Source organism: Streptomyces sp. NBC_00386 (assembly GCF_036063235.1).
GTDB lineage: Bacteria > Actinomycetota > Actinomycetes > Streptomycetales > Streptomycetaceae > Streptomyces.
Map to the genome: position 1 here is coordinate 2256365 of NZ_CP107950.1, position 20041 is coordinate 2276405.

Below are 20041 nucleotides of genomic sequence, written 5' to 3' on the forward strand. Positions count from 1 at the left end.
TGGACGGGAGGCAGTGCCTCCCGGGGGGATGAACAGCGCGGCGCGGGAGGCGGGGGCCTCCCGGGGGGAGGAACAGCGCGGCGCGGCGCGGGAGGCTGGGGTGCCTCCCGGAGCGAGGAACAGTGTTAGGCGAACACGTCGAACCACTGGAACCTGGGGGGTTCTGTGCGGCAAGGGGGACTAGTACGCCCGTTTCCGTCTGCGCGCGAGCGTCTGACGAACGGGGCGGTCAATCAGCCTGCGACCGACTGGGAGCAGCGGTACCGCCGTACCGTGATCACCAGCGACATGATCGCCACCGCCTTCGTGGTGGCGGCGATCGGCAACTTCTTCGGGGCCCGGGACGCGGCCAACTGGCACGAGAAGTGGGGCATCCTCGCGTTCGGCACCGAACTGCTGGTGCTGGGGGCATTAGCGGTGAGCCGGGCGTGGGCTCCGGCCGTGCTCGGTCAGGGCGCCGAGGAATTCCGCCGGTTAGGGCGCTCGCTGTTCGCGGCGACCGTCGTCCTGGCGCTCGGCGGGATCGCGCTCACCTCGCGCAACATCAAACTCTGGATCTTCGTCGCGATCCCCGCGATCGCGATCGTCACGATGACCGTGCGCTATCTGCTGCGCCTGTGGCTGCACAAACAGCGCAAGGAAGGACGGTGTCTGCGACCGGTGCTCGCCGCCGGGAGCCCGGCGACCCTGCGCGACCTGGTCACCCGGACCCGCAAGTTCCCGCACCTCGGCTGGCGGGTGGAGGCGGTGTGCACGACCGACGGTCACGGGCCCGACGGTGACGAGTTGGACGGAGTGCCGGTCGTCGGACGGCTGGCGGACGTCGCGGGCCACGTGCACCGCGACGGCTACCGGGTCGTCGCGGTCACCCCGGACCCGCACTGGTCACCGGACCGGCTCCAGCGGCTGGCCTGGAACCTGGAGGGCAGCGACGCCGAGATGGTCGTGGCCCCCGTGCTGATGGAGGTGGCCGGTCCACGGCTGCACGTCGACGCGGTGCTCGGGATCCCGCTGCTGCGGGTCAGCATGCCGACCTTCACCGGGGGCCGCCGCGCGGTCAAGGTGGTCGTCGACCGACTGGGCGCGGCCGTCCTGCTGCTGCTGTTCGCGCCGCTGATGGTGCTGGTGGGGCTGCTCGTGCTGCTCGACAGCCGGGGCGGGGCGTTCTACAGCCAGCGCCGGGTCGGCAAGAACGGCCGGGAGTTCACCATTCTCAAGTTCCGCACCATGGTCTCCGGGGCCCATGGTGCACGAGCCGAGCTGGCCGGCCTCGACGAGGGCGCCGGCCTGTTGTTCAAGGTCCGCCGGGACCCGCGGGTGACCCGGGTGGGAGCGGTGCTGCGCCGGTACTCGATCGACGAGCTCCCGCAGCTTTTCAACGTGCTGACCGGATCGATGTCACTCGTCGGTCCGCGGCCTCCGTTACCGGAGGAGTCCGCCGCGTACGGCCCGGACATCCGGCGGCGGCTGCTGGTCAAGCCGGGACTCACCGGCCTGTGGCAGATCAGCGGACGCAGCGACCTGTCGTGGGAGGAGGCGGTGCGGCTGGACCTGCGGTACGTGGAGGACTGGTCGCTCGCCCTGGACACAGTGATCTTGTGGAAGACGCTGCGTGCGGTGCTCTACGGGCAGGGGGCCTACTGATGCGCGCAGGGCGTCGTCGGGCAGACGCGTCTACGGCAGGCCGCAAGGGCCTGCCCGGGGGGAGGAACGGGTCATGAAGGTCAGCGTTTTCGGGCTCGGTTACGTGGGCTGTGTGTCGGCCGCGTGCCTGGCCGGCCAGGGCCACGAGGTCATCGGCGTGGACGTCAACCAGGTGAAGGTCGACCTGGTCAACGACGGCAAGGCCCCGGTGGTCGAGGAGGGGATCGGCGAGCTCGTCGCCGACGTCGTGGGAAGCGGGGCCTTACGCGCCACCACCGACGTCCGTGAGGCGATCGCGAACAGCGAGGTGTCGCTGATCTGTGTGGGCACGCCCTCGGAGCCCAACGGCAGCCTGTGCACCACGTACCTGGAGCGGGTGACCGAGGAGATCGGTGCCGCGCTGGCCGAGCGGGGCGGCCGGCACACCGTCGTGTTCCGCAGCACCATGCTCCCGGGCACCTGCCTGAACCTGCTGGTGCCGGTCCTGGAGAAGTACGTCGGCGGAACGGCCGGCGTGGACGTCGGGGTCGCGGTCAACCCGGAGTTCCTGCGCGAGGGCACGAGCGTGCGGGACTTCTTCGACCCGCCGAAGACCGTCATCGGCGAACTCGACGCGGCGAGCGGCGATGTGGTGGCGGCCCTGTACGAGGGACTGCCCGGCGAGGTGTTCCGGGTGCCGATCCCCGTGGCCGAGGCGATCAAGTACGCGGACAACGCGTTCCACGGCCTCAAGATCGGTTTCGCGAACGAGCTGGGCGCGGTGTGCCAGGCCCTCGGGGTGGACTCGCACCAGGTGATCGACGTGTTCCTGGCCGACCGCAAGCTGAACATCAGCCCCGCCTACCTGCGGCCCGGTTTCGCCTTCGGCGGCTCGTGCCTGCCCAAGGACCTGCGCAGCCTGGTCCACGCGGCGCAGCGGGCGGACGTCTCGGTGCCCATCCTCTCCCACGTGCTGCCCTCCAACTCCGACCATCTGCAGCGCGCGGTGGAGATGGTCGAGCGCACCGGCAAGCGCCGGGTCGGCCTGTTCGGACTGTCCTTCAAACCCGGCACCGACGACCTCCGCGAGAGCCCGCTCGTCGAGCTGGCGGAGAGGCTGTTCGGCAAGGGGTACGACCTGCGGATCCACGACGCCAACGTGAGCCTCTCCCGGCTGCTCGGCGCGAACCGCGAATACATCGAGACCCGGCTGCCGCACCTCGCGCAGCTGCTCGCGGACTCCGTCGACGAGGTGCTGGAACACGCGGAGGTGTGCCTGGTCGGAACCAGGGACCCGGCCGTGCTGTCGGCACTGCCCCACGGCGACGGCCCGATGATCGTCGATCTCATCCACCTTCCCGACGCCGACGCGCGCCGGACCGAACCGGGATACATGGGCCTTGCTTGGTGACACGACCAGCGGCGACCGGCATGACCGGCGCGCGCTGATCCTGGTGGAGAACCTGTCGGTGCCCTTCGACCGACGGGTGTGGCAGGAGTGCACGACGCTGCGCGACGCCGGCTGGACGGTGCACGTCATCTGTCCCCAGGGCAGCAAGCGGGACACGGAGCCGGAGGCGGAGATCGACGGGGTGCGGATCCACCGCTACCCGTTGCGCGCCGCCACCGGCGGACCGGCCGGCTATCTGCGGGAGTACGGATCGGCGTTGTGGCACACGATCAGGCTGGCCCGGAAGATCGGCCCGGTCGACGTGGTCCACGCCTGCAATCCGCCCGACCTGCTGTTCCTGCCCGCACGGTGGCTGAAGCGGCGCGGAGCGCGGTTCGTCTTCGACCAGCACGACCTGGTGCCCGAGCTGTACCTGTCCCGGTTCGGCCGCGGCAAGGACCTGCTCTACCGCGGCGTGTGCGCGCTGGAACGGATGACCTACCGGGCCGCGGACGTCGTGCTCGCCACGAACGAGAGCTACCGGGACGTCGCGGTGCGCCGCGGCGGCCGGCGGCCGGAGGACGTCTTCGTGGTGCGCAGCGCGCCCGACATCGACCGGTTCCACCCCGTACCGCCCGAGCCGGAGCTGAAGCGCGGCAAGCCCCATCTGCTGTGCTACCTCGGGGTCATGGGCCCGCAGGACGGCGTCGACTACGCCTTGCGGGCTCTGGCGAAACTGCGCGACGAGGTCGGGCGGACCGACTGGCACGCGGTGTTCGTCGGAGGCGGTGACACCTTCGAGGCGATGGTGGAGCTGTCCCGGCAGCTCGGGCTCTCGGAGCAGGTGCAGTTCACCGGACGCATCCCGGACGCGGACCTGGTGCGCTACCTGTCCACCGCGGACGTGTGCCTCTCCCCCGACCCGCACAACCCTCTCAACGACGTCTCGACCATGAACAAGGTCCTGGAGTACATGGTGATGGGCCGGCCGCTCGTCTCCTTCGACCTCCGGGAGGCGCGCGTCTCCGCCGGTGACGCCGCCGTCTACGCGCCCGCCAACGACGAGGCCGAGTTCGCGAGGCTCATCGCGCTGCTGCTGGACGATCCGGAGAAGCGCGCTCTGATGGGCAAGATCGGTCAGGAGCGGATCAGCGGCCCGCTCTCCTGGCGCAACTCCCAGGCGTCCCTGCTCGCCGCCTACGCCGCCGCCTGCCGCGACCACGCCCCGGCGTCGGCGGACGATCCGGACCGGGCACAGGGCGGAGGCCGCACCGTTGAACGATGACACGATACGCCTGGTCACGATCGGGCGGATCATCCGTCGGCGCTGGCGGCTCCTCACCGTCCTCGCCCTGGTGGGCGCGCTCGGCGGGTACGGCACGTCCTTGCTCTTCCCGCCGCGCTACACGACGTCGGCATCGGTACTGCTGCCGGGCGCCTGGGAGGAACGCGAGCTGCTGACCCAGGAGGAGATCGCGACCAGTTCGGTGGTGGTCGACCAGGCGGCCGCCGCGCTGCACTGGTCCGGGGTCAGCAACAGCGAGCTCCGGGACCGAGTGAGCGCCAAGACCACCGACGGGAACATCATCAAGATCTCGGGCACGGCGGAGACCCCGGAGCGCGCGCAGCAGCTCTCCGACCAGGTGGCCAAGCAGTTCGTCACGTTCGCCGCACGGATCGTGGACGACAACACCGACCCCGAGGCGGCGGCGCAGCGCGAGGCACTGCAGCAGACGGTGGTGCAGACCAGCCGTCGCATCACCGAGCTGGCCGACGCCGCCGATCCGGGGCAGACCGTGGAGAGCGTCCAGGCCCGCACCGAGCTCGAGAAGCTGCGTACCACGCTCCAGGAGGCCATCGGCAAGCTGGACCAGGCCGACCCCTCCGCCGGCAGGGCCAACATGGTCGTGATGGGGTCGGCCGCCCGGCCGACCGGCGAGGCACCGCCGACGAGGATCCAGCTCGTCGTCGCCGGGGCGCTGCTGTTCTTCCTGCTCGGGGTCGTCGGCCATCTCACCGCGGCCCGGATGAGCCGCCGGCTGCGCACCCAGCCGGAGATCGCCGCGGCGCTGGGCGCGGCGCTGCTGGGGACCGTCGACGTTCCCGGTGAGCGGTCCGCGCACCGGCCTGAGGGCCGTGGCCCGCGGGCCACGATCCGCCGGTTGCTGGGCGTCGACGTCCGCTGGGACATACCGGCCCCGCAGGCCTCCGGCGACGAGGTCAGCAGGCAGATCCGCTACCGGCGGGTGTGTACCCGTCTCCGGGACCGGCTGCCCGCTCCGCGGGGGCTGCTGGTCGTCGTCCCGGAAGGCGACGAGATCGCCCGCCGGGCCGCGGGTCAGCTCGTCGCGGAGGCGGAGGGCGATCCGGTGCTGCGGATGGTGGGGGTCTCCGTGTCCCATCCGCTGGTGCCGGACCGCGGCAGCGAGTCCGGTGTCCTGGTCGTGCTCAGCCCGGGCAGCTGGACCGCGGGGGAGCTCGCGGGCATCGCCGAGGCCTGTGCGGACGCCAAGCACGAGATCGTCGGCATCGTCCTCGCCGGCATGGTCCGGGCCCTTCCGGCGCGGTCCGCCGGCCGTCCCCGGAATACCTCCACGCCGGTGCTCGCGGTCGGCCACGACGCGAAGGGAAGTTCAGGGTGACGACGAGTACGACTGCGGAGTCGTCGGCCGCCGCTCCGCTGCTGGATCTGCAGGCGCTGGTGGTGGCGGTGCGCAGACGGCGCCGCTTCTGGTGCGCCGTGGGGCTGCTGGGGCTGCTCGTGGGCGCGGCGGTGGCGGTCCTGCTGCCGGCGCCGCCGACCGCTGAGACCAAGGTGCTGGTCGCGCATCAGGAGGACCAGCCGAACGACCCCGGAACGCTGATCCGCACCGACGTCGCGCTGCTCCAGACCACGCGGATCGCCGACAAGGCCCTGAAGTCCCTCCACTCTCCGGAGAAGCCGGAGGACTTCATGAAGGACTACACGGGGATCGGCCTGACCAACAACCTGCTGCAGATCACGGTGACCGGTGACAGCGACGCGGACGCGGAGGCCCGCGCCAAGGCGCTGGCCGACGCGTTCGTCGCGGACCATGTGAAGCGGATCCGGGCGGCCGCGGACGCCGAGGCCAAGGCCCTGCTCGACCAGCGCGACCGCCTGCAGGGCGAACTCGCCCAGGTCAACAAGGCGATCGGGGACGGATCGCCGCAGAGCGGGCCGACGGCGTCGGCGGACCTGGAGTCGCTCTTCGCCCGTCGGGCCGAACTCACCTCGCGGATCTCCGACTTCGGCCAGCGCGCCGCCGAGGCGCGCATCGGCACGCCGAAGCTCATCGCCGGCACACAGATCGTGGACGCCCCGAGCGCGGTACGGAACTCCCTGCCCAGGGCCGCCGCCACCAACGCCGCGGTCGGCCTCGTCCTCGGTCTCGTCCTCGGCCTCGCGGTGGCCGCGGTCGGTTCGGTGGTGGCCGACCGCCCCGTGCTGCGCCGGGAGATCGCGTCGAACCTCGGCGCCTCGGTCGTCGCGGAGCTGCCCCGCCGGTCGGTCCGGCCGTGGCGGCGCCGGCGGATCCGGCTGGCACGCGAACGGCTCACCACATCCCTGGCGCGCACCGCGCGCGCCTCCGCGGAGCCGGTGTCACTGCTCGAACTGGGCACCGCGCGCAGCACGAGCGTGCTCGCCCTGGACCTCGCCAGGGCGCTGGCGGCGGACGGGCCGGTGGTCGTCGTCGACGGTCTGCCCGGACTCCAACTCGCCAAGCGCCGCCCGAAGCCGGGAGACCCGACCGTGGTCAGCGGCGAAGGTGCCGCGTCCGTGCCGCATCAGGAACGCCGGGTCGGCGTCGGCTCGGTGGCGCCCGGCACGGCGTGGACCGACCTGCAGTACCTCGGCACGCGGACCGTGCTGGTCGTACGTGCCGGGCACGGCAGCGCCGCATGGCTGCACACCGTGGCACGGCAGCTCGCGGACCAGCGCATCGCGGTGATCGGCGTGGTGCTGATCGACCCCGATCCGCGTGACCGGACCGACGGCACCCTGTGGGACGGGCTGAACACCGCGCTGCGCGGCCAGGACGAGCGGTCGGCCCGGCAGGGCGGGACGGCCCGGCGGGCGGAGCGGCAGCCGATGTGGGCGGCACGCGTCCCGGACAGCGACCAGGAGGCACGGTAGGACATGTGTGGCATCGCGGGTACTTACCGATGGCCCGACGGGAAGGCCGTGGCCGACCGGCTCACCGAGACCCTGGCCCACCGGGGTCCGGACGGGGCCGGCCGCTACAGCCACCCCGTCGGTGACGGCGAGGTGCATCTCGGGCACCGCCGGCTGGCCATCATCGACCTGTCGGAGACCGGCGCCCAGCCGATGGTCTCGGGCGGCCTCGTCCTGACGTACAACGGCGAGCTGTACAACGCGCCCGAACTGCGTGCCGAGCTGGAGGCCTCCGGGGTGCGCTTTCGCGGTACCTCCGACACCGAGGTGCTGCTGGAGGCCTGGCGGCGCTGGGGCACGGACTGCCTGCCCCGGCTGCGCGGCATGTTCGCGTTCGGGATCTTCGACGAGCGGACCGGTGAACTGGTGCTCGCCCGGGACCAGCTCGGCATCAAGCCGCTGTTCCTGCTCCGGCGCGGCGGGGGCCTGGTGTTCGCCTCCGAGCTCAAGGCGCTGGCCGCCGTGAGCGGCGGGTCGCTGGAGGTGGACCACGCCGCGCTGGTGGCCTCGCTGCTGTACTACTGGGTGCCGGACTCGCGCTGCGCGTTCCGTGAGGCGGAGAAACTGCCGCCGGGGAGCTGGCTGAGGTTCCGGCCCGACGGCCGGGTGGAGCGCGGCCGGTACTGGAATCTGAAGGACGTCGCCGCCGAGGGCCAGGAGCGGGCCAGAAGCGGTGACCTGCCGGACATCGCCGCCGTCGTCGAGGAGTCGACCCGGCGCCACCTGCTCTCCGACGTCCCCGTGGCGACCTTCCTCTCCGGCGGTCTCGACTCCAGCTATCTGACCGCGCTGGCGGCCCGCGACCGGCCCGGGATCTCGGCCTACACGATCGGGTTCCGGGCCGAGGACGCCAAGTTCGAGGCGATGCCGGACGACCTGCGCTATGCCCGGCAGGTGGCCGAGCGGTTCGGCGTCGACCTGCACGAGATCGAGATCGCTCCGAACGTGCTCGACCTGCTGCCGCGGATGACGCACCACCTGGACGAGCCGATCGGCGACCCCGCCGCGATCAACACGTTCCTGATCTGCTCGGCCGCCCGGGAGGCCGGGGTCAAGGTGATGCTCTCGGGGATGGGTGCCGACGAGCTGTTCGCCGGCTATCGCAAGCACCTGGCCAACCTGATCGCGCTGCGCTACCAGCGGGTCCCGCGGCCCCTGCGGCGCGGCGTGTCCGCGGCCGTGGACCGGCTGCCGGTCGCCTCGGCCCGCCGGGGGTACCGCTCGGTGCGCTTCGCGAAGCGGTTCCTGTCCTTCGCCGATCTGCCGGAGGAGACCGCGTTCCGGCGCAGCTACACCATGTACGACCGGGCCGAGCTGCTGGCCCTGATCGATCCGGACCTGGCCGGGACGGTCGACGAGGTGCTGACCGAGCACGCGGATGTCTACGAGGACAACGACCTCGACGACTTCGTCAACCGTATGTGCCTGGGCGACTCCCGGATGTTCCTGCCGGGCCTGAACCTCGCCTACACGGACCGGTCGAGCATGGCCGCGTCGACGGAGGTACGGGTGCCGTACGTGGACGTCGAGGTGGTCAGGGCGGCGTTCGCCGTGCCCGGTGACCGCAAGATCGTCGGACGGCAGGGGAAGGCGGTCCTCAAGGAGGCGGCCGCCTCGGTCCTGCCCCGGGAGATCGTGTACCGGCCCAAGGGCCTGTTCAGCGCCCCGCTGCGCGCCTGGATGAGCAGGGATCTGGCACCGCTGGTGCGCGAGGTGGTGAACGACGGCGAGCTCGTCCGTTCGGGGCTCCTGCGCCGTGACGCGCTGGCGCGCATGGTCGCCGAGGACGCCGCCGGGCAGCGGGACTTCTCCAAGCATCTGTGGCATGTGCTGACCCTCGAGTACTGGTATCGCGGCGCGGTCTCCGGGTCCGGCCAGGACACTCGCTCGGCGGCCTAGAACACGGCTTAGAAACAAGGGGACTTCGGGTGAAGCAGGTTGTTCAGAACTACAAGAGCGGCGAGCTGGCGGTGCTCGACGTGCCGGTGCCGGAGTGCAAGCGGGGCGGTGTGCTGGTCCGCAGCGCCTACTCGCTGATCTCCACCGGGACCGAGCTGATGAAGGTGTCCGAGGCCGGCATGTCGATGCTGGGCAAGGCCCGCTCCCGGCCGGACCAGGTGGCCAAGGTCATGCAGAGCGTGGCCACCAACGGGGTGCCCGCCACCTACCGCAAGGTGATGGGCAAGCTGGACTCCTACACGCCGCTCGGCTACTCGCTGTGCGGGGTGGTCGAGCAGGTCGGCGCGGGGATCGACGACGTGAAGGTCGGCGACCTCGTGGCCTGCGCGGGCAACGAGCACGCGCTGCACGCCGAGCTGAACTGGGTACCGAAGAACCTCTACGCCCCGGTACCGGACGGCCTCGCGCCGCGGCACGCGGCCTTCGGCACCGTCGGGTCGATCGCGATGCAGGGCGTACGCCAGGGCGAGCCGCAGCTCGGCGAGGTGGCGCTGGTCATCGGCCTCGGGCTGATCGGGCAGCTGGTGGTGCAGCTCCTCGTCGCCGCGGGAGTCCGCGTCGTCGGGGCGGACCCCGATCCGACGCGCTGCGAGCTGGCCGAGCGCCTGGGTGCCGCGGCCTGCGGCGATCCCGCCTCCGCGGCCGTGGAAGCCGCCGTCGCCGAACTCACCGGCGGCCACGGCGTGGACCAGGTGTACCTGGCCGCCGGCGGCGGCAGCAACCAGCCCGTCGAGCTGGCCGCGCGGCTCTGCCGGGACCGCGGCCGGGTCGTCGACATCGGCAAGTGCCGTCTGGACCTGCCCTGGAACGCGTACTACGAGAAGGAACTCGACGTCCGTTTCTCCCGCAGCTACGGCCCCGGGCGCTACGACCCGGAGTACGAACTCGACGGCCGGGACTACCCGATCGGCTATGTGCGCTGGACCGAGCGCCGCAACCTGGCGTGCTTCCTCGATCTCGTCGCCCGCGGCCGCGTCGACGTGGAGCCCCTGGTCTCCCACGTCGCCGACTTCGACGACGCCGTCGAGACGTACCGGAGCCTGAAGGACGGCGAACTGAAGGCCGTGGCCGTGCTGTTCCGGTACCCCGGGCAGACGGCTGGGACCAAGTCCGAGGCCGAGGCCCCGGTGGTGGACGTGCCCGCGGTGCGACGCGGCGCCGGAGTCTCCGGACCGGCCAGGTCGGCCACGGCGCCGGTGCGGCTGGCGTTCGTCGGCGCGGGCAACTACGCGACGTCGATGCTGCTGCCGCACCTGACGCAGCGCGACGGGGTCGAGCTGTCGACGGTCGTCACGACGACGGCGCTGTCCGCGGCCAACGCGCAGCGGAAGTTCGGCTTCGCCGAGGCGACCACCGATCTCGACGCCGTGCTCGGCGACAAGTCCATCGACGCGGTGTTCGTGGTCACCCGGCACAGCTCGCACGCCGAACTGACCCGCAAGGCCCTGCTCGCCGGCAAGACCGTGTTCGTCGAGAAGCCCCTGGCGCTCACCGAGGACGAGCTGGCCGGTGTGCTCGCGGCGGTGGAGGAGTCCGGCAACGACCGGATCCAGGTGGGCTTCAACCGCCGGTTCGCGCCGCTGCTCCAGGAGGCCAAGAACCGGTTCGGCGCCCGGACCGGTCCGGCGAGCCTGCGCTATCTGGTCAACGCGGGCCGGCTGACCCAGGGGAGCTGGTACCTCCAGCAGGGCACCGAGGGCTCGCGGTTCGCGGGCGAGGGCGGACACTTCGTCGACACGGCGAGCTGGCTGCTCGACGCCGACCCGGTCTCGGTGTACGCGGTCGCCGCGTCCGGCAACGAGGATCTTCAGGTCGTCCTGCGCTACCCGGACGGGTCCACCGCCACCATCAGCTACGTCACCACCGGCGCGTCCGGCTTCCCCAAGGAGACGCTGGACCTGGTCGCGGACGGCAAGGTGCTGCGGCTCGACGACTTCGTGCGGGCCTCGCTGTATTCGGACGGCAGGGGCGGCCGCAAGCGGTGGGTCAGCTCGCGGCTGCCCAAGGCCCGGGACAAGGGCCAGTCCGCCGAACTGGCCGCGTTCGTCAAGGCCGTACGGACCGGCGGTCCCATGCCGGTGCCGCTGGAGTCGCTCGTCGCCACCACGGCGGCCACCCTCGCCGTGCGGACCGGCCTGGCCGGCGGCGCGCCGGTGACGTTGGCGAGCGCTCGATGACCATGAGCGCGGGCTGGTACCTGCGGCGGCTGTCCCGGATGGGGCCGCGGGAGATCGGCGGCCGGGCGGGCGACACGGTGCGCAGACGGCGGTGGCGGTCGGCGCCGCCGGACTGCCCGGACGTGACCGGCGCCCGGTTCACCGCGTCCCTGCCCGCGGGCACGGTCGACGCGGTGGCACCCGACGCCGCCAAGCGTCTCGTCGCCGAGGCGGACCGGCTGATGGCCGGGCACGCCGAGTTCTTCGGCGTCGGGCGCGACGACCTGGCCGACCCGGACTGGTGGTACGACCCGAAGACGGGACGCCGGGCGCCGGAGGGCTACGCCTTCGACGTGCCGTACCGCGACGAGGACCGGGCCGGGGACATCAAGCAGATCTGGGAGCCGTCCCGGCATCAGTACCTGACCGTGCTCGCCGCCGCCTACGCGGTCACCGGGGACGAGCGGTACGCCGAGCGGGTGGCCGGGCACCTGCGGTCGTGGTGGGCGGCCAACCCGCCGCTGCGCGGGGTGCACTGGACCAGCGGAATCGAGCTGGGCATCCGGCTGCTGTCCTGGGTGTGGGTCCGCCGGCTGCTCGACGGCTGGCCGGGCGCGGCCGCTCTGTTCGAGGACAACCCGGTGGCGCTGAACCAGATCTGGCACCACCAGCGCTGGCTGGCCGCCTTCCCCAGCCGCGGTTCCTCGGCGAACAACCACGTCATCGCCGAGACCGCCGGGCAGTTCGCCGCGGCCTGCGCGTTCGGGTGGTTCCCCTCCTCGGCGCGCTGGCGGGCCGACGCGCTGCGGTCGCTGGAGCGGCAGTTACGGAGCAACACTTTCCACTCCGGCCTCAACCGCGAGCTGGCCACCGAGTATCACGGGCTGGTGCTGGAACTCGGCCTGGCCGCGGTGGCCGAGGCCGACGCGGCGGGCGTACCGGTCCCCGTGACGGTCCGGCTGGTGCTGCTGCGGATGACCGACGCGCTCGCCGCCGTCGTGGACAGCCGGCTGCGGCCGCCGCGTCAGGGGGACGCGGACGACGGGCACGGTCTGGTCGTGGACGGCGCCGGCACCGACCGCTGGGGCTCGCTGCTGGCCACCGGGGACGCCGTGTTCGGCCGGCTCGCCTGGTGGCCGGTGGTGCCCGGCACCGATGTGCGGACCCCGTTGCTGGCCGCGCTCGTCCAGCCGTACTCGATGATCGAGAAGGCACCGGCCGTGTCCCGCCCGGCGGAGCGGCCGGCCCATTTCGCCGACGCGGGCATGACCATCCTGCGCGGTCCGGGAGAGATCTGGTGCCGCTGCGACGGTGGTCCGCACGGGTTCCTGTCGATCGCCGCGCACGCTCACGCGGACGCGCTGTCCGTGGAGGTCCGGCACGACGGGGTCGACGTGCTCGCGGACCCGGGGACGTACTGCTACCACGGACAGCCCGAGTGGCGGCGGTACTTCCGGTCGACGCTCGGCCACAACACCCTGGAGCTGGACGGCGGTGACCAGTCCGTCTCCGGCGGCCCGTTCCTGTGGACCCGGCACGCCCGCACCCGCGTCCTGGTCACGGACCCGTCCGGCGCCTCCGACGGCGGGGTGGCCCGCTGGTGCGCCGAGCACGACGGCTACCAGGGCTCCGCGCACCGCCGCCGGGTGGAACTGGCGGCCGCAAGCCGGGAGTTGACGATAGTCGACGAGGTGCGCGGCCCGCGCCGGGACGTGCGTCTGGCCTTCCACCTCGGCCCGGCGATCACGGCGGAGCTGGTGGGGAACCGGGCGCTGCTCAGCTGGACCCGGGACGGCGAGGACCGCTCCGCGGAGCTCGACCTGCCCGGGCGGCTGACCTGGCGGGCCCATCGCGGCGAGAGCGAGCCGCCGCTGGGCTGGTACTCCGCCGGCTTCGGGCGCAAAGAACCCGCCACCACGCTGGTCGGCACCGGCGTCGCCGAGGGCACGCAGGGGTTCACCACCGTACTCAGGTTCCACGGCTAGGGAGGAAGGACGCTTGGGGATCAACTGGCGGCACTGGGCGCTTCCGGCTGCGCTGCTGGCACTGGCCGTGCCGGCGGCGACCGGTTGCGACAGCTCGCACGACGCGCGGCTGAAGCCGACCGCCGGGCCGTCCACGTCCGTGGCCCGGGTGTGCGCCAAGCCCGCGTCCGGACCGGCGAAGGCGCCGGCGGGCGCGGTGACGGTCGACCCCTCGAAGGCGGGTGACCTGGCCGCGAAGACCAAGAGCAGCCCGCCGAACACCACGTTCTGGCTTCGGCCGGGCAAGCACAGGCTCGAGGCGGACCGGTTCGCCCAGGTCATCCCCAAGAAGGGGGACGTCTACCTCGGCGCGCCGGGCGCGGTGCTCGACGGCCGCAAGACCAACCAGTACGCGTTCGGCGGCACCGCCCGCGACGTGTCCATCCGCTACCTGACCGTGCAGGGGTTCGTCGCCCCGCGCGACGAGGGCGTGGTCAATCACGACTCGGCCGACGGGTGGGTGATCGAGCACGCGACGATCCAGCGCAACTCGGGCGCCGGGCTGATGGCCGGGGCACGGCAGCAGGTCCGCGCCAGCTGCCTGCGCGACAACGGTCAGTACGGCGTGAACGCCTACAAGGGCAACGGCCGGATCAGCGGCCTGGTGCTCGAGGGCAACGAGATCGTGGGCAACAACACGGACGACTGGGAGCGGAAGCGGTCGGGCTGCGGCTGCACCGGAGGCGTCAAGTTCTGGGCCGTCGACGGCGCCGACATACGCGGCAACTGGGTGCACGACAACCGCGGAACCGGGTTGTGGGCGGACACCAACAACAACGACTTCCTCATCGAGGACAACGTGCTCGAGGCCAACGACGGGGCCGCGCTGATCTACGAGACCAGCTACAACGCGGTCATCCGGAAGAACACGATCCGGCGGAACAACTGGGTCGAGGGCCGCAAGTACGCGGACCGCGGGGACAACTTCCCCTTCGCGACCGTCTACTTGTCCGAGTCCGGCGGCGAACCGCGGGTCCGGGCCCGCACGGACAGGATCGAGGTCTACCGGAACCTGCTGGAGAACAACTGGTCCGGGATCACCCTGTGGGAGAACGCCGACCGGTTCTGCAACAGCCCGGCCAACACCTCCTCCGGTGACTGCACGCTGCTGGTGAAGGACATCGACCGCTGCGCCCAGCCGGCGATCGCCACCCAACCGCTCTACGCCGACTGCCGGTGGAAGACCCAGCGGGTGGACATCCACAACAACCGCTTCGTGCTGGACATGTCCGTCGTCGGCTGCACGGTGAAGTGCGACCGCATGGCGGTGCTGGCCAACTACGGCACCTATCCGGACTGGTCGCCGTACCAGGGCGACCGGGTGGCGGAGGCGATCACCGGCAAGCAGCACAACCGCTGGCACGACAACATCTACGTCGGACCGTGGAAGTTCGTCGCCCACGACCCGAGCCGGGTCCTCGACTCCGGGCAGTGGCAGGGCACGCCGTACCGGCAGGACGCGGGCAGCGTCTTCCGCGCCCAGGACGGTGGTTGAGATGAGCGGGGACCACACGATGAGCGGGGACCGCACACCGAGGATCATCGGGACCGTCTGGGGGCTGCTGGTCCTCAACACGCTCGGGTCCGCCGGGGCGAAGACCATCGTCCCGCTGCCCCGCTCCCTCATCCAGATGGTCACCATGGGCGCGCTGGTCACCGCGTTCGCGCTGGCCCTCGCGGTCAATCTCCGGCTGCGCATCCGGACCAGCGCCTACCTGTTCCTGCTCACCCTGCTCCTGGTGATGAGCGTGATCTCCAGCATGCATCTGGAGTCCGGGTTCGGCGCCCTGTTCCGCTGCTTCCGGCTGGCCCTCTTCGTCGGCACCCTGTGGCTCGTCAGCCGCTGGTGGGACGGCGGCCAGACATTCGTCCGGCACCACATCCGGATGTACCTGGCGGTGCTCGCGACGGTGGTCGCCGGTCTGGTCGCCTCGCCGGGCGCCGCCCTGCCCGACCTCTACGGCGGACGGCTGGTCGGCGCGCTCTGGCCGCTCACCCCGCCCCAGATCGGACAGTACGCCGCGGTCATCATCGGGCTGACCGTGCTGCTCCTGCTGGGCCGTCGGACCGACCGGACCAGCGCTGCCGTGGTCATCGTGCCCTCCCTCGTCCTGCTCGCCCTGACCCACACCCGCACGGCCACGCTCGGCCTGCTCGTCGGGCTGGCGCTGGCGATCGGCTCGCTCATCCTCACCAGCGGCGCCGCCCGCCGGTTCTTCACCTGGGCGGTGACGATCGGCACGGTGGCCGCGGTCGGATTCGCCTCCGCGCTGCAGACGTGGTTCCTGCGCGGACAGAGCCAGGAGAACTTCTCCAGCCTCACCGGCCGGGCCAAGGTCTGGCACGCGCTGCTGGCGGAGCCCCGGTCGACCACGGAGTATCTGTTCGGCGCCGGTCTGGGCGACAAGTCGTTCGACGGGCTGCCCATCGACAACAGTTGGCTGGCCGTCTTCAACGAGCAGGGCGTGATCGGCGTCATCCTGGTGGCCGCGATCATCATCGTGCTGGGCGGCGTCGCGCTGCTGCGGCCGCCGTCGCTGTCGAGGGCCTGCGCGATCTTCCTGATCAGCTACTGCGCGATCGCTTCGTACACCGAGGCCGGACTCGGCGACGCCTCGCCGTATCTGCTGCACCTGGCCGTGGCCGCCTCGCTGCTGGCCACGCCCGCCCCGGCCACTCCCCTCCCGGCGCCCCGAGTGCCCCGGCGACACGTCCCTCGATGGGCCCAGAGATCGGAGGTGATCTGAGCATGCACGTCCTCGTGGTGCACAACCGCTACGCCTCGGCGCAGCCGAGCGGGGAGAACAAGGTCGTCGACCAGGAGGTGGCGCTGCTGCGCGAGGCCGGCCACCAGGTCGAGCTGTTCGAGCGGCGCAGCGACGACATCGCCGCCCGGTCGCTGCCGGGCAAGGTGGCGATACCGCTGCTGGTGCCGTGGAACCCGGCCGTCCGCTCGGAACTCGCCGCCAGGCTGCGCGCCGACCGGCCGGACGTGGTGCACGTCCACAACGTCTTCCCGCTCCTGTCGCCCGCGGTGCTGGCCGCCTGCGCCGACGCGGGCGTGCCCGCCGTCGCCACGCTGCACAACTACACCCAGGTCTGCCCGCCCGGCACGCTGCAACGGGACGGCCTGCCCTGCACCGAGTGCGTCGGCTCCTCGCCGCTGCCTGCCGTCCGGCACGGCTGCTACCGGGGCTCCCGGCTGGCGACGGTGCCGCTCGCGGTCAGCATGTCGGTCAACCGGCGTCGGTGGTGGACCGGCGTGGAGCGTTTCTTCTGCATCTCCGCGGCCCAGCGCGACGTCCTGGTGGGGGCCGGCATGCCGGCCGGACGGCTGGCCGTGAAGCACAACTTCGTTCCCGAACCGGGCGTCCGCCGGGAGGGCGACGGCGAGCATCTGCTCTATCTCGGCCGGCTCGCGGAGGCCAAGGGCGTACGGCTGCTCATGGCCGCGTGGGACGAGATCGGCGCCGGCGGCGGGGTGGGCGTGCCGCTCGTGGTCGCCGGTACGGGGCCGCTGGAGCGGGAGGTGGCCACCTGGGCGGCGGGCCGGGACGACGTGCGGTACGTCGGCCTGTTGGACCAGGCGGAGTGCCGGAAGGCCATCGCGCGGTCGGTCGCCGTGGTGGCTCCGTCCACCTGGCTGGAGGCGTTCGGCCTGGTGGTCGTGGAGGCGATGGCGGCGGGGGTCCCGGCCGTCGCCGCCGGTCACGGTGCCTTCGTCGAACTCGTCGAGGAGGGGGTGACGGGGCTGCTTCACGAGCCGGGTGAGGCCGCCTCGCTCGCGTCCTGTCTGCGCGGGATCACGGCGGGGACGGCCGGCAACCGGGAGATGGGGCGGGCGGCCCGGCGCCGTTACGAACAGGGCTTCAGCCCGGCCGTCGGGCTGGAGCGCCTGGTGGAGGAGTACCGGACCGCGATCGCGGGACGGTCGGCACATGCTCGCGGCGGGGACACCCGCGCGTTCAAGGGGGATGGGGAAAGTACATGACACGATGCCGACTCTGCGGCTCGCACGCGACGGCGAGCGTCGTCGATCTGGGGGCGACCCCGCCGTGCGAGAGCTTTCTCGCCGCGGACCAGCTCGACCGGCCGGAGCCCGCGTACCCGCTGCACCTGCGGGTGTGCACCGACTGCTGGCTCGCGCAGATACCTCCGCTGATCGAGCCGGAGGAGACGTTCACGGAGTACGCGTACTTCTCCTCCTACTCGACGTCCTGGGTGGAGCACGCGCGCACGTTCGTCGCCGACGCGGCCCAGCGGGTGGGTCTCGGCCCCGACGCCTTCGTGGTCGAGGTCGCGAGCAACGACGGGTACCTGCTGAAGCACGTGGTGGACCGCGGGATCCGCTGCCTCGGCGTCGAGCCCTCGGTGAACGTCGGCGCCGCGGCCCGGGAGGCGGGTGTGCCCACGCTCACGGCGTTCCTGGACCCGGACACCGGCGCGGCCGTCCGCGCCGAGCACGGCCCGGCGGACCTGGTCGTGGCCAACAACGTGTACGCGCACATCCCCGACGTGGTCGGGTTCACCCGGGGGCTGCGCGCCCTGGTCGCCGACGACGGCTGGGTCTCCATCGAGGTGCAGCACCTGCTGACCCTGATCGAGGAGAACCAGTACGACACGATCTACCACGAGCACTTCCAGTACTACACGGTCGCGTCCGCGATCCGGGCGCTGGCGAGCGGCGGACTCGCGCTGGTGGACGTCGAGTTGCTGCCCACGCACGGCGGCTCCATCCGGCTGTGGGCCCGGCCGGCCGAGGTGGCCGGCGAGCCGGGCGGGAAGGTGGCCGAGGTCCTCGACCGGGAGAAGGCCGCCGGGCTCCAGGACCTGTCCGGGTACACCGAGTTCTCCGGCCGGGTGGCCAAGGTGCGCCGGGATCTGCTGCGGTTCCTCATCGAGGCGGCCGAGCGCGGCGAGACGGTCGTCGGCTACGGAGCCCCGGGCAAGGGCAACACCCTGCTCAACCACTGCGGCATCCGGCCCGACCTGCTCGCCTACACGGTCGACCGCAACCCTTACAAGCACGGCAGGTTCACCCCGGGCACCCGCATCCCGATCCTGCCGCCCGAGCGCATCGCCGCCGACAAACCGGACTACGTGCTCGTCCTCCCGTGGAACCTGCGGGACGAGCTCGTCGAGCAGCTGTCCTTCGTCCACGACTGGGGCGGCCGGCTGGTCTTCCCCATTCCGGAACTGAGCATTGTCGAGGTCAAGGCATGAAGGTCGTACTGTTCTGCGGCGGTTACGGGATGCGTATGCGCAACGGAACCTCCGACGACGTGCCCAAGCCGATGGCGATGGTCGGCCCGCGGCCGCTGATCTGGCACGTCATGCGCTACTACGCGCACTTCGGGCACACGGAGTTCATCCTGTGCCTCGGGTACGGGGCGCACCACATCAAGAACTTCTTCCTCAACTACGAGGAGACGACGTCCAACGACTTCGTGCTGCGCGGCGGGCGGACCGAGCTGCTGTCCACCGACATCGCCGACTGGACGATCACCTTCGCGCAGACCGGCATCGAGTCACCGATCGGGGAGCGGCTGCGCCGGGTGCGGGATCACCTGGACGGCGACGAGATGTTCCTCGCCAACTACGCCGACGTGCTCACCGACGCCCCGCTGCCGGAGATGATCGACAAGTTCGCCCGGCGTGACGCCGGCGCGTCGATGATGGTGGTGCCGCCGCAGTCCTCGTTCCACTGCGTGGACCTGGGCGACGACGGCCTGGTGGGGGGCATCACCGCGGTGAGCGACATGCCGCTGTGGGAGAACGGCGGCTACTTCGTGCTCCGCCAGGAGGTCTTCGACCACATCCCGGAGAACGGGGACCTGGTCGCCGACGGCTGTGCCCAACTGGCCAAGCGCGGAAGGCTGGTGGCGCACCAGCACCGCGGCTTCTGGAAGCCGACCGACACGGTGAAGGAGCGGGCCGCGCTCGACGACGCCTACACCCGGGGCGAGCGCCCGTGGGCCGTGTGGGAACACGGTGGCACGACGGCGCGGGTGCCCGCGAGCCGGGCCGGCGTCACGGCGGGCACCGCGTGATCCGGCTCGGGACCGGGCGCCTGGAACGGATCGTCGCCGTGGGCGCGCACTGCGACGACATCGCCATCGGCGCCGGCGGCACTCTGCTGACGCTGTGCCACGCACGGCCGGGCATCCGCGTCGACGCGCTGGTGCTCACCGGCGGCGGCGGCGAGCGGGAGCAGGAGGAACGGGCCGCGCTCGCCGCCTTCTGCCCCGGCGCCGACCTGCGGCTGACCGTGCACAAGCTGCCGGACGGACGGCTGCCCGCGCACTGGGACGAGGCCAAGCGCGCGGTCGAGGAGCTGCGCGCGGGCACGGAGCCGGATCTCGTGCTCGCCCCGCGCACCGACGACGCGCACCAGGACCACCGCGGTCTGGCGAAGCTGATGACCACCGCGTTCCGCGACCACCTGGTGCTCGGCTACGAGATCGTCAAGTGGGACGGCGACCTCGGCCGGCCGTCGGCGTACCAGCCGCTGTCGCCGGAGATCGCCGAGGAGAAGGTGCGGCTGCTTCAGGAGCACTACCCCTCGCAGCGGCACCGGCCCTGGTACGACCGGGAGGCCTTCCTCGGGCTGGCCCGGATCCGCGGTATCGAAAGCAACGCGCGCTACGCCGAGGCGTTCGCCGTCACCAAACTCACTCTCGACCTGGGGGAATGA

General features: G+C 71.9%; 14 protein-coding genes. All 14 read left to right on the plus strand.

Annotation, left to right across the window (positions count from 1 at the left end; translation table 11 throughout):
• Positions 1-165 precede the first annotated feature (165 nt).
• The 14 genes from OG780_RS09860 (at position 166) to OG780_RS09925 (ending at position 20041) form a co-directional block, all read left to right on the plus strand.
• Complete coding sequence (locus tag OG780_RS09860; protein ID WP_328446716.1) at positions 166-1644, plus strand: sugar transferase; 1479 nt, start codon at positions 166-168, stop codon at positions 1642-1644.
• Positions 1645-1717: 73 nt separating this feature from the next.
• Positions 1718-3034 (plus strand): nucleotide sugar dehydrogenase, encoded by a 1317-nt coding sequence (locus OG780_RS09865; RefSeq protein WP_328446718.1) that lies wholly within the window; start codon positions 1718-1720, stop codon positions 3032-3034.
• Positions 3024-4298 (plus strand): glycosyltransferase family 4 protein, encoded by a 1275-nt coding sequence (locus OG780_RS09870; RefSeq protein WP_328446720.1) that lies wholly within the window; start codon positions 3024-3026, stop codon positions 4296-4298. Before OG780_RS09865 ends, OG780_RS09870 begins: the two co-directional genes overlap by 11 nt.
• Positions 4288-5655, plus strand: coding sequence for a Wzz/FepE/Etk N-terminal domain-containing protein (locus OG780_RS09875; RefSeq protein WP_328446722.1), 1368 nt, complete (start codon positions 4288-4290; stop codon positions 5653-5655). Before OG780_RS09870 ends, OG780_RS09875 begins: the two co-directional genes overlap by 11 nt.
• A complete protein-coding gene (locus OG780_RS09880) occupies positions 5652-7169 on the plus strand; it encodes a Wzz/FepE/Etk N-terminal domain-containing protein (protein ID WP_328446725.1) in 1518 nt (505 codons plus the stop codon). The genes OG780_RS09875 and OG780_RS09880 overlap by 4 nt, the downstream gene beginning before the upstream one ends.
• Positions 7170-7172: 3 nt before the next feature.
• The gene (gene asnB / locus OG780_RS09885; protein ID WP_328446727.1) at positions 7173-9107 is read left to right on the plus strand and encodes an asparagine synthase (glutamine-hydrolyzing); all 1935 of its coding nucleotides are present in this window, start codon (positions 7173-7175) and stop codon (positions 9105-9107) included.
• A gap of 29 nt (positions 9108-9136) precedes the next feature.
• Positions 9137-11344 (plus strand): bi-domain-containing oxidoreductase, encoded by a 2208-nt coding sequence (locus OG780_RS09890; RefSeq protein ID WP_328446729.1) that lies wholly within the window; start codon positions 9137-9139, stop codon positions 11342-11344.
• Positions 11341-13308: a heparinase II/III family protein gene (locus OG780_RS09895; protein ID WP_328446731.1), complete on the plus strand. Its 1968-nt coding sequence runs from the start codon at positions 11341-11343 to the stop codon at positions 13306-13308. Before OG780_RS09890 ends, OG780_RS09895 begins: the two co-directional genes overlap by 4 nt.
• Positions 13309-13321: 13 nt before the next feature.
• A complete protein-coding gene (locus OG780_RS09900; protein ID WP_328446733.1) occupies positions 13322-14842 on the plus strand; it encodes a right-handed parallel beta-helix repeat-containing protein in 1521 nt (506 codons plus the stop codon).
• A 19-nt stretch (positions 14843-14861) separates the two neighbouring features.
• Positions 14862-16094, plus strand: a complete 1233-nt coding sequence (locus OG780_RS09905) for an O-antigen ligase domain-containing protein (RefSeq protein WP_328458029.1) — start codon at positions 14862-14864, stop codon at positions 16092-16094.
• 2 nt (positions 16095-16096) lie between these two features.
• Positions 16097-17338 (plus strand): glycosyltransferase, encoded by a 1242-nt coding sequence (locus OG780_RS09910; protein ID WP_328446735.1) that lies wholly within the window; start codon positions 16097-16099, stop codon positions 17336-17338.
• Complete coding sequence (locus tag OG780_RS09915) at positions 17335-18570, plus strand: class I SAM-dependent methyltransferase (protein WP_328446737.1); 1236 nt, start codon at positions 17335-17337, stop codon at positions 18568-18570. Before OG780_RS09910 ends, OG780_RS09915 begins: the two co-directional genes overlap by 4 nt.
• A complete protein-coding gene (locus tag OG780_RS09920) occupies positions 18567-19397 on the plus strand; it encodes a glucose-1-phosphate cytidylyltransferase (RefSeq protein WP_328446739.1) in 831 nt (276 codons plus the stop codon). The genes OG780_RS09915 and OG780_RS09920 overlap by 4 nt, the downstream gene beginning before the upstream one ends.
• Entirely contained in the window at positions 19394-20041 is a 648-nt protein-coding gene (locus OG780_RS09925) for a PIG-L deacetylase family protein (protein ID WP_328446741.1), read from the plus strand. The genes OG780_RS09920 and OG780_RS09925 overlap by 4 nt, the downstream gene beginning before the upstream one ends.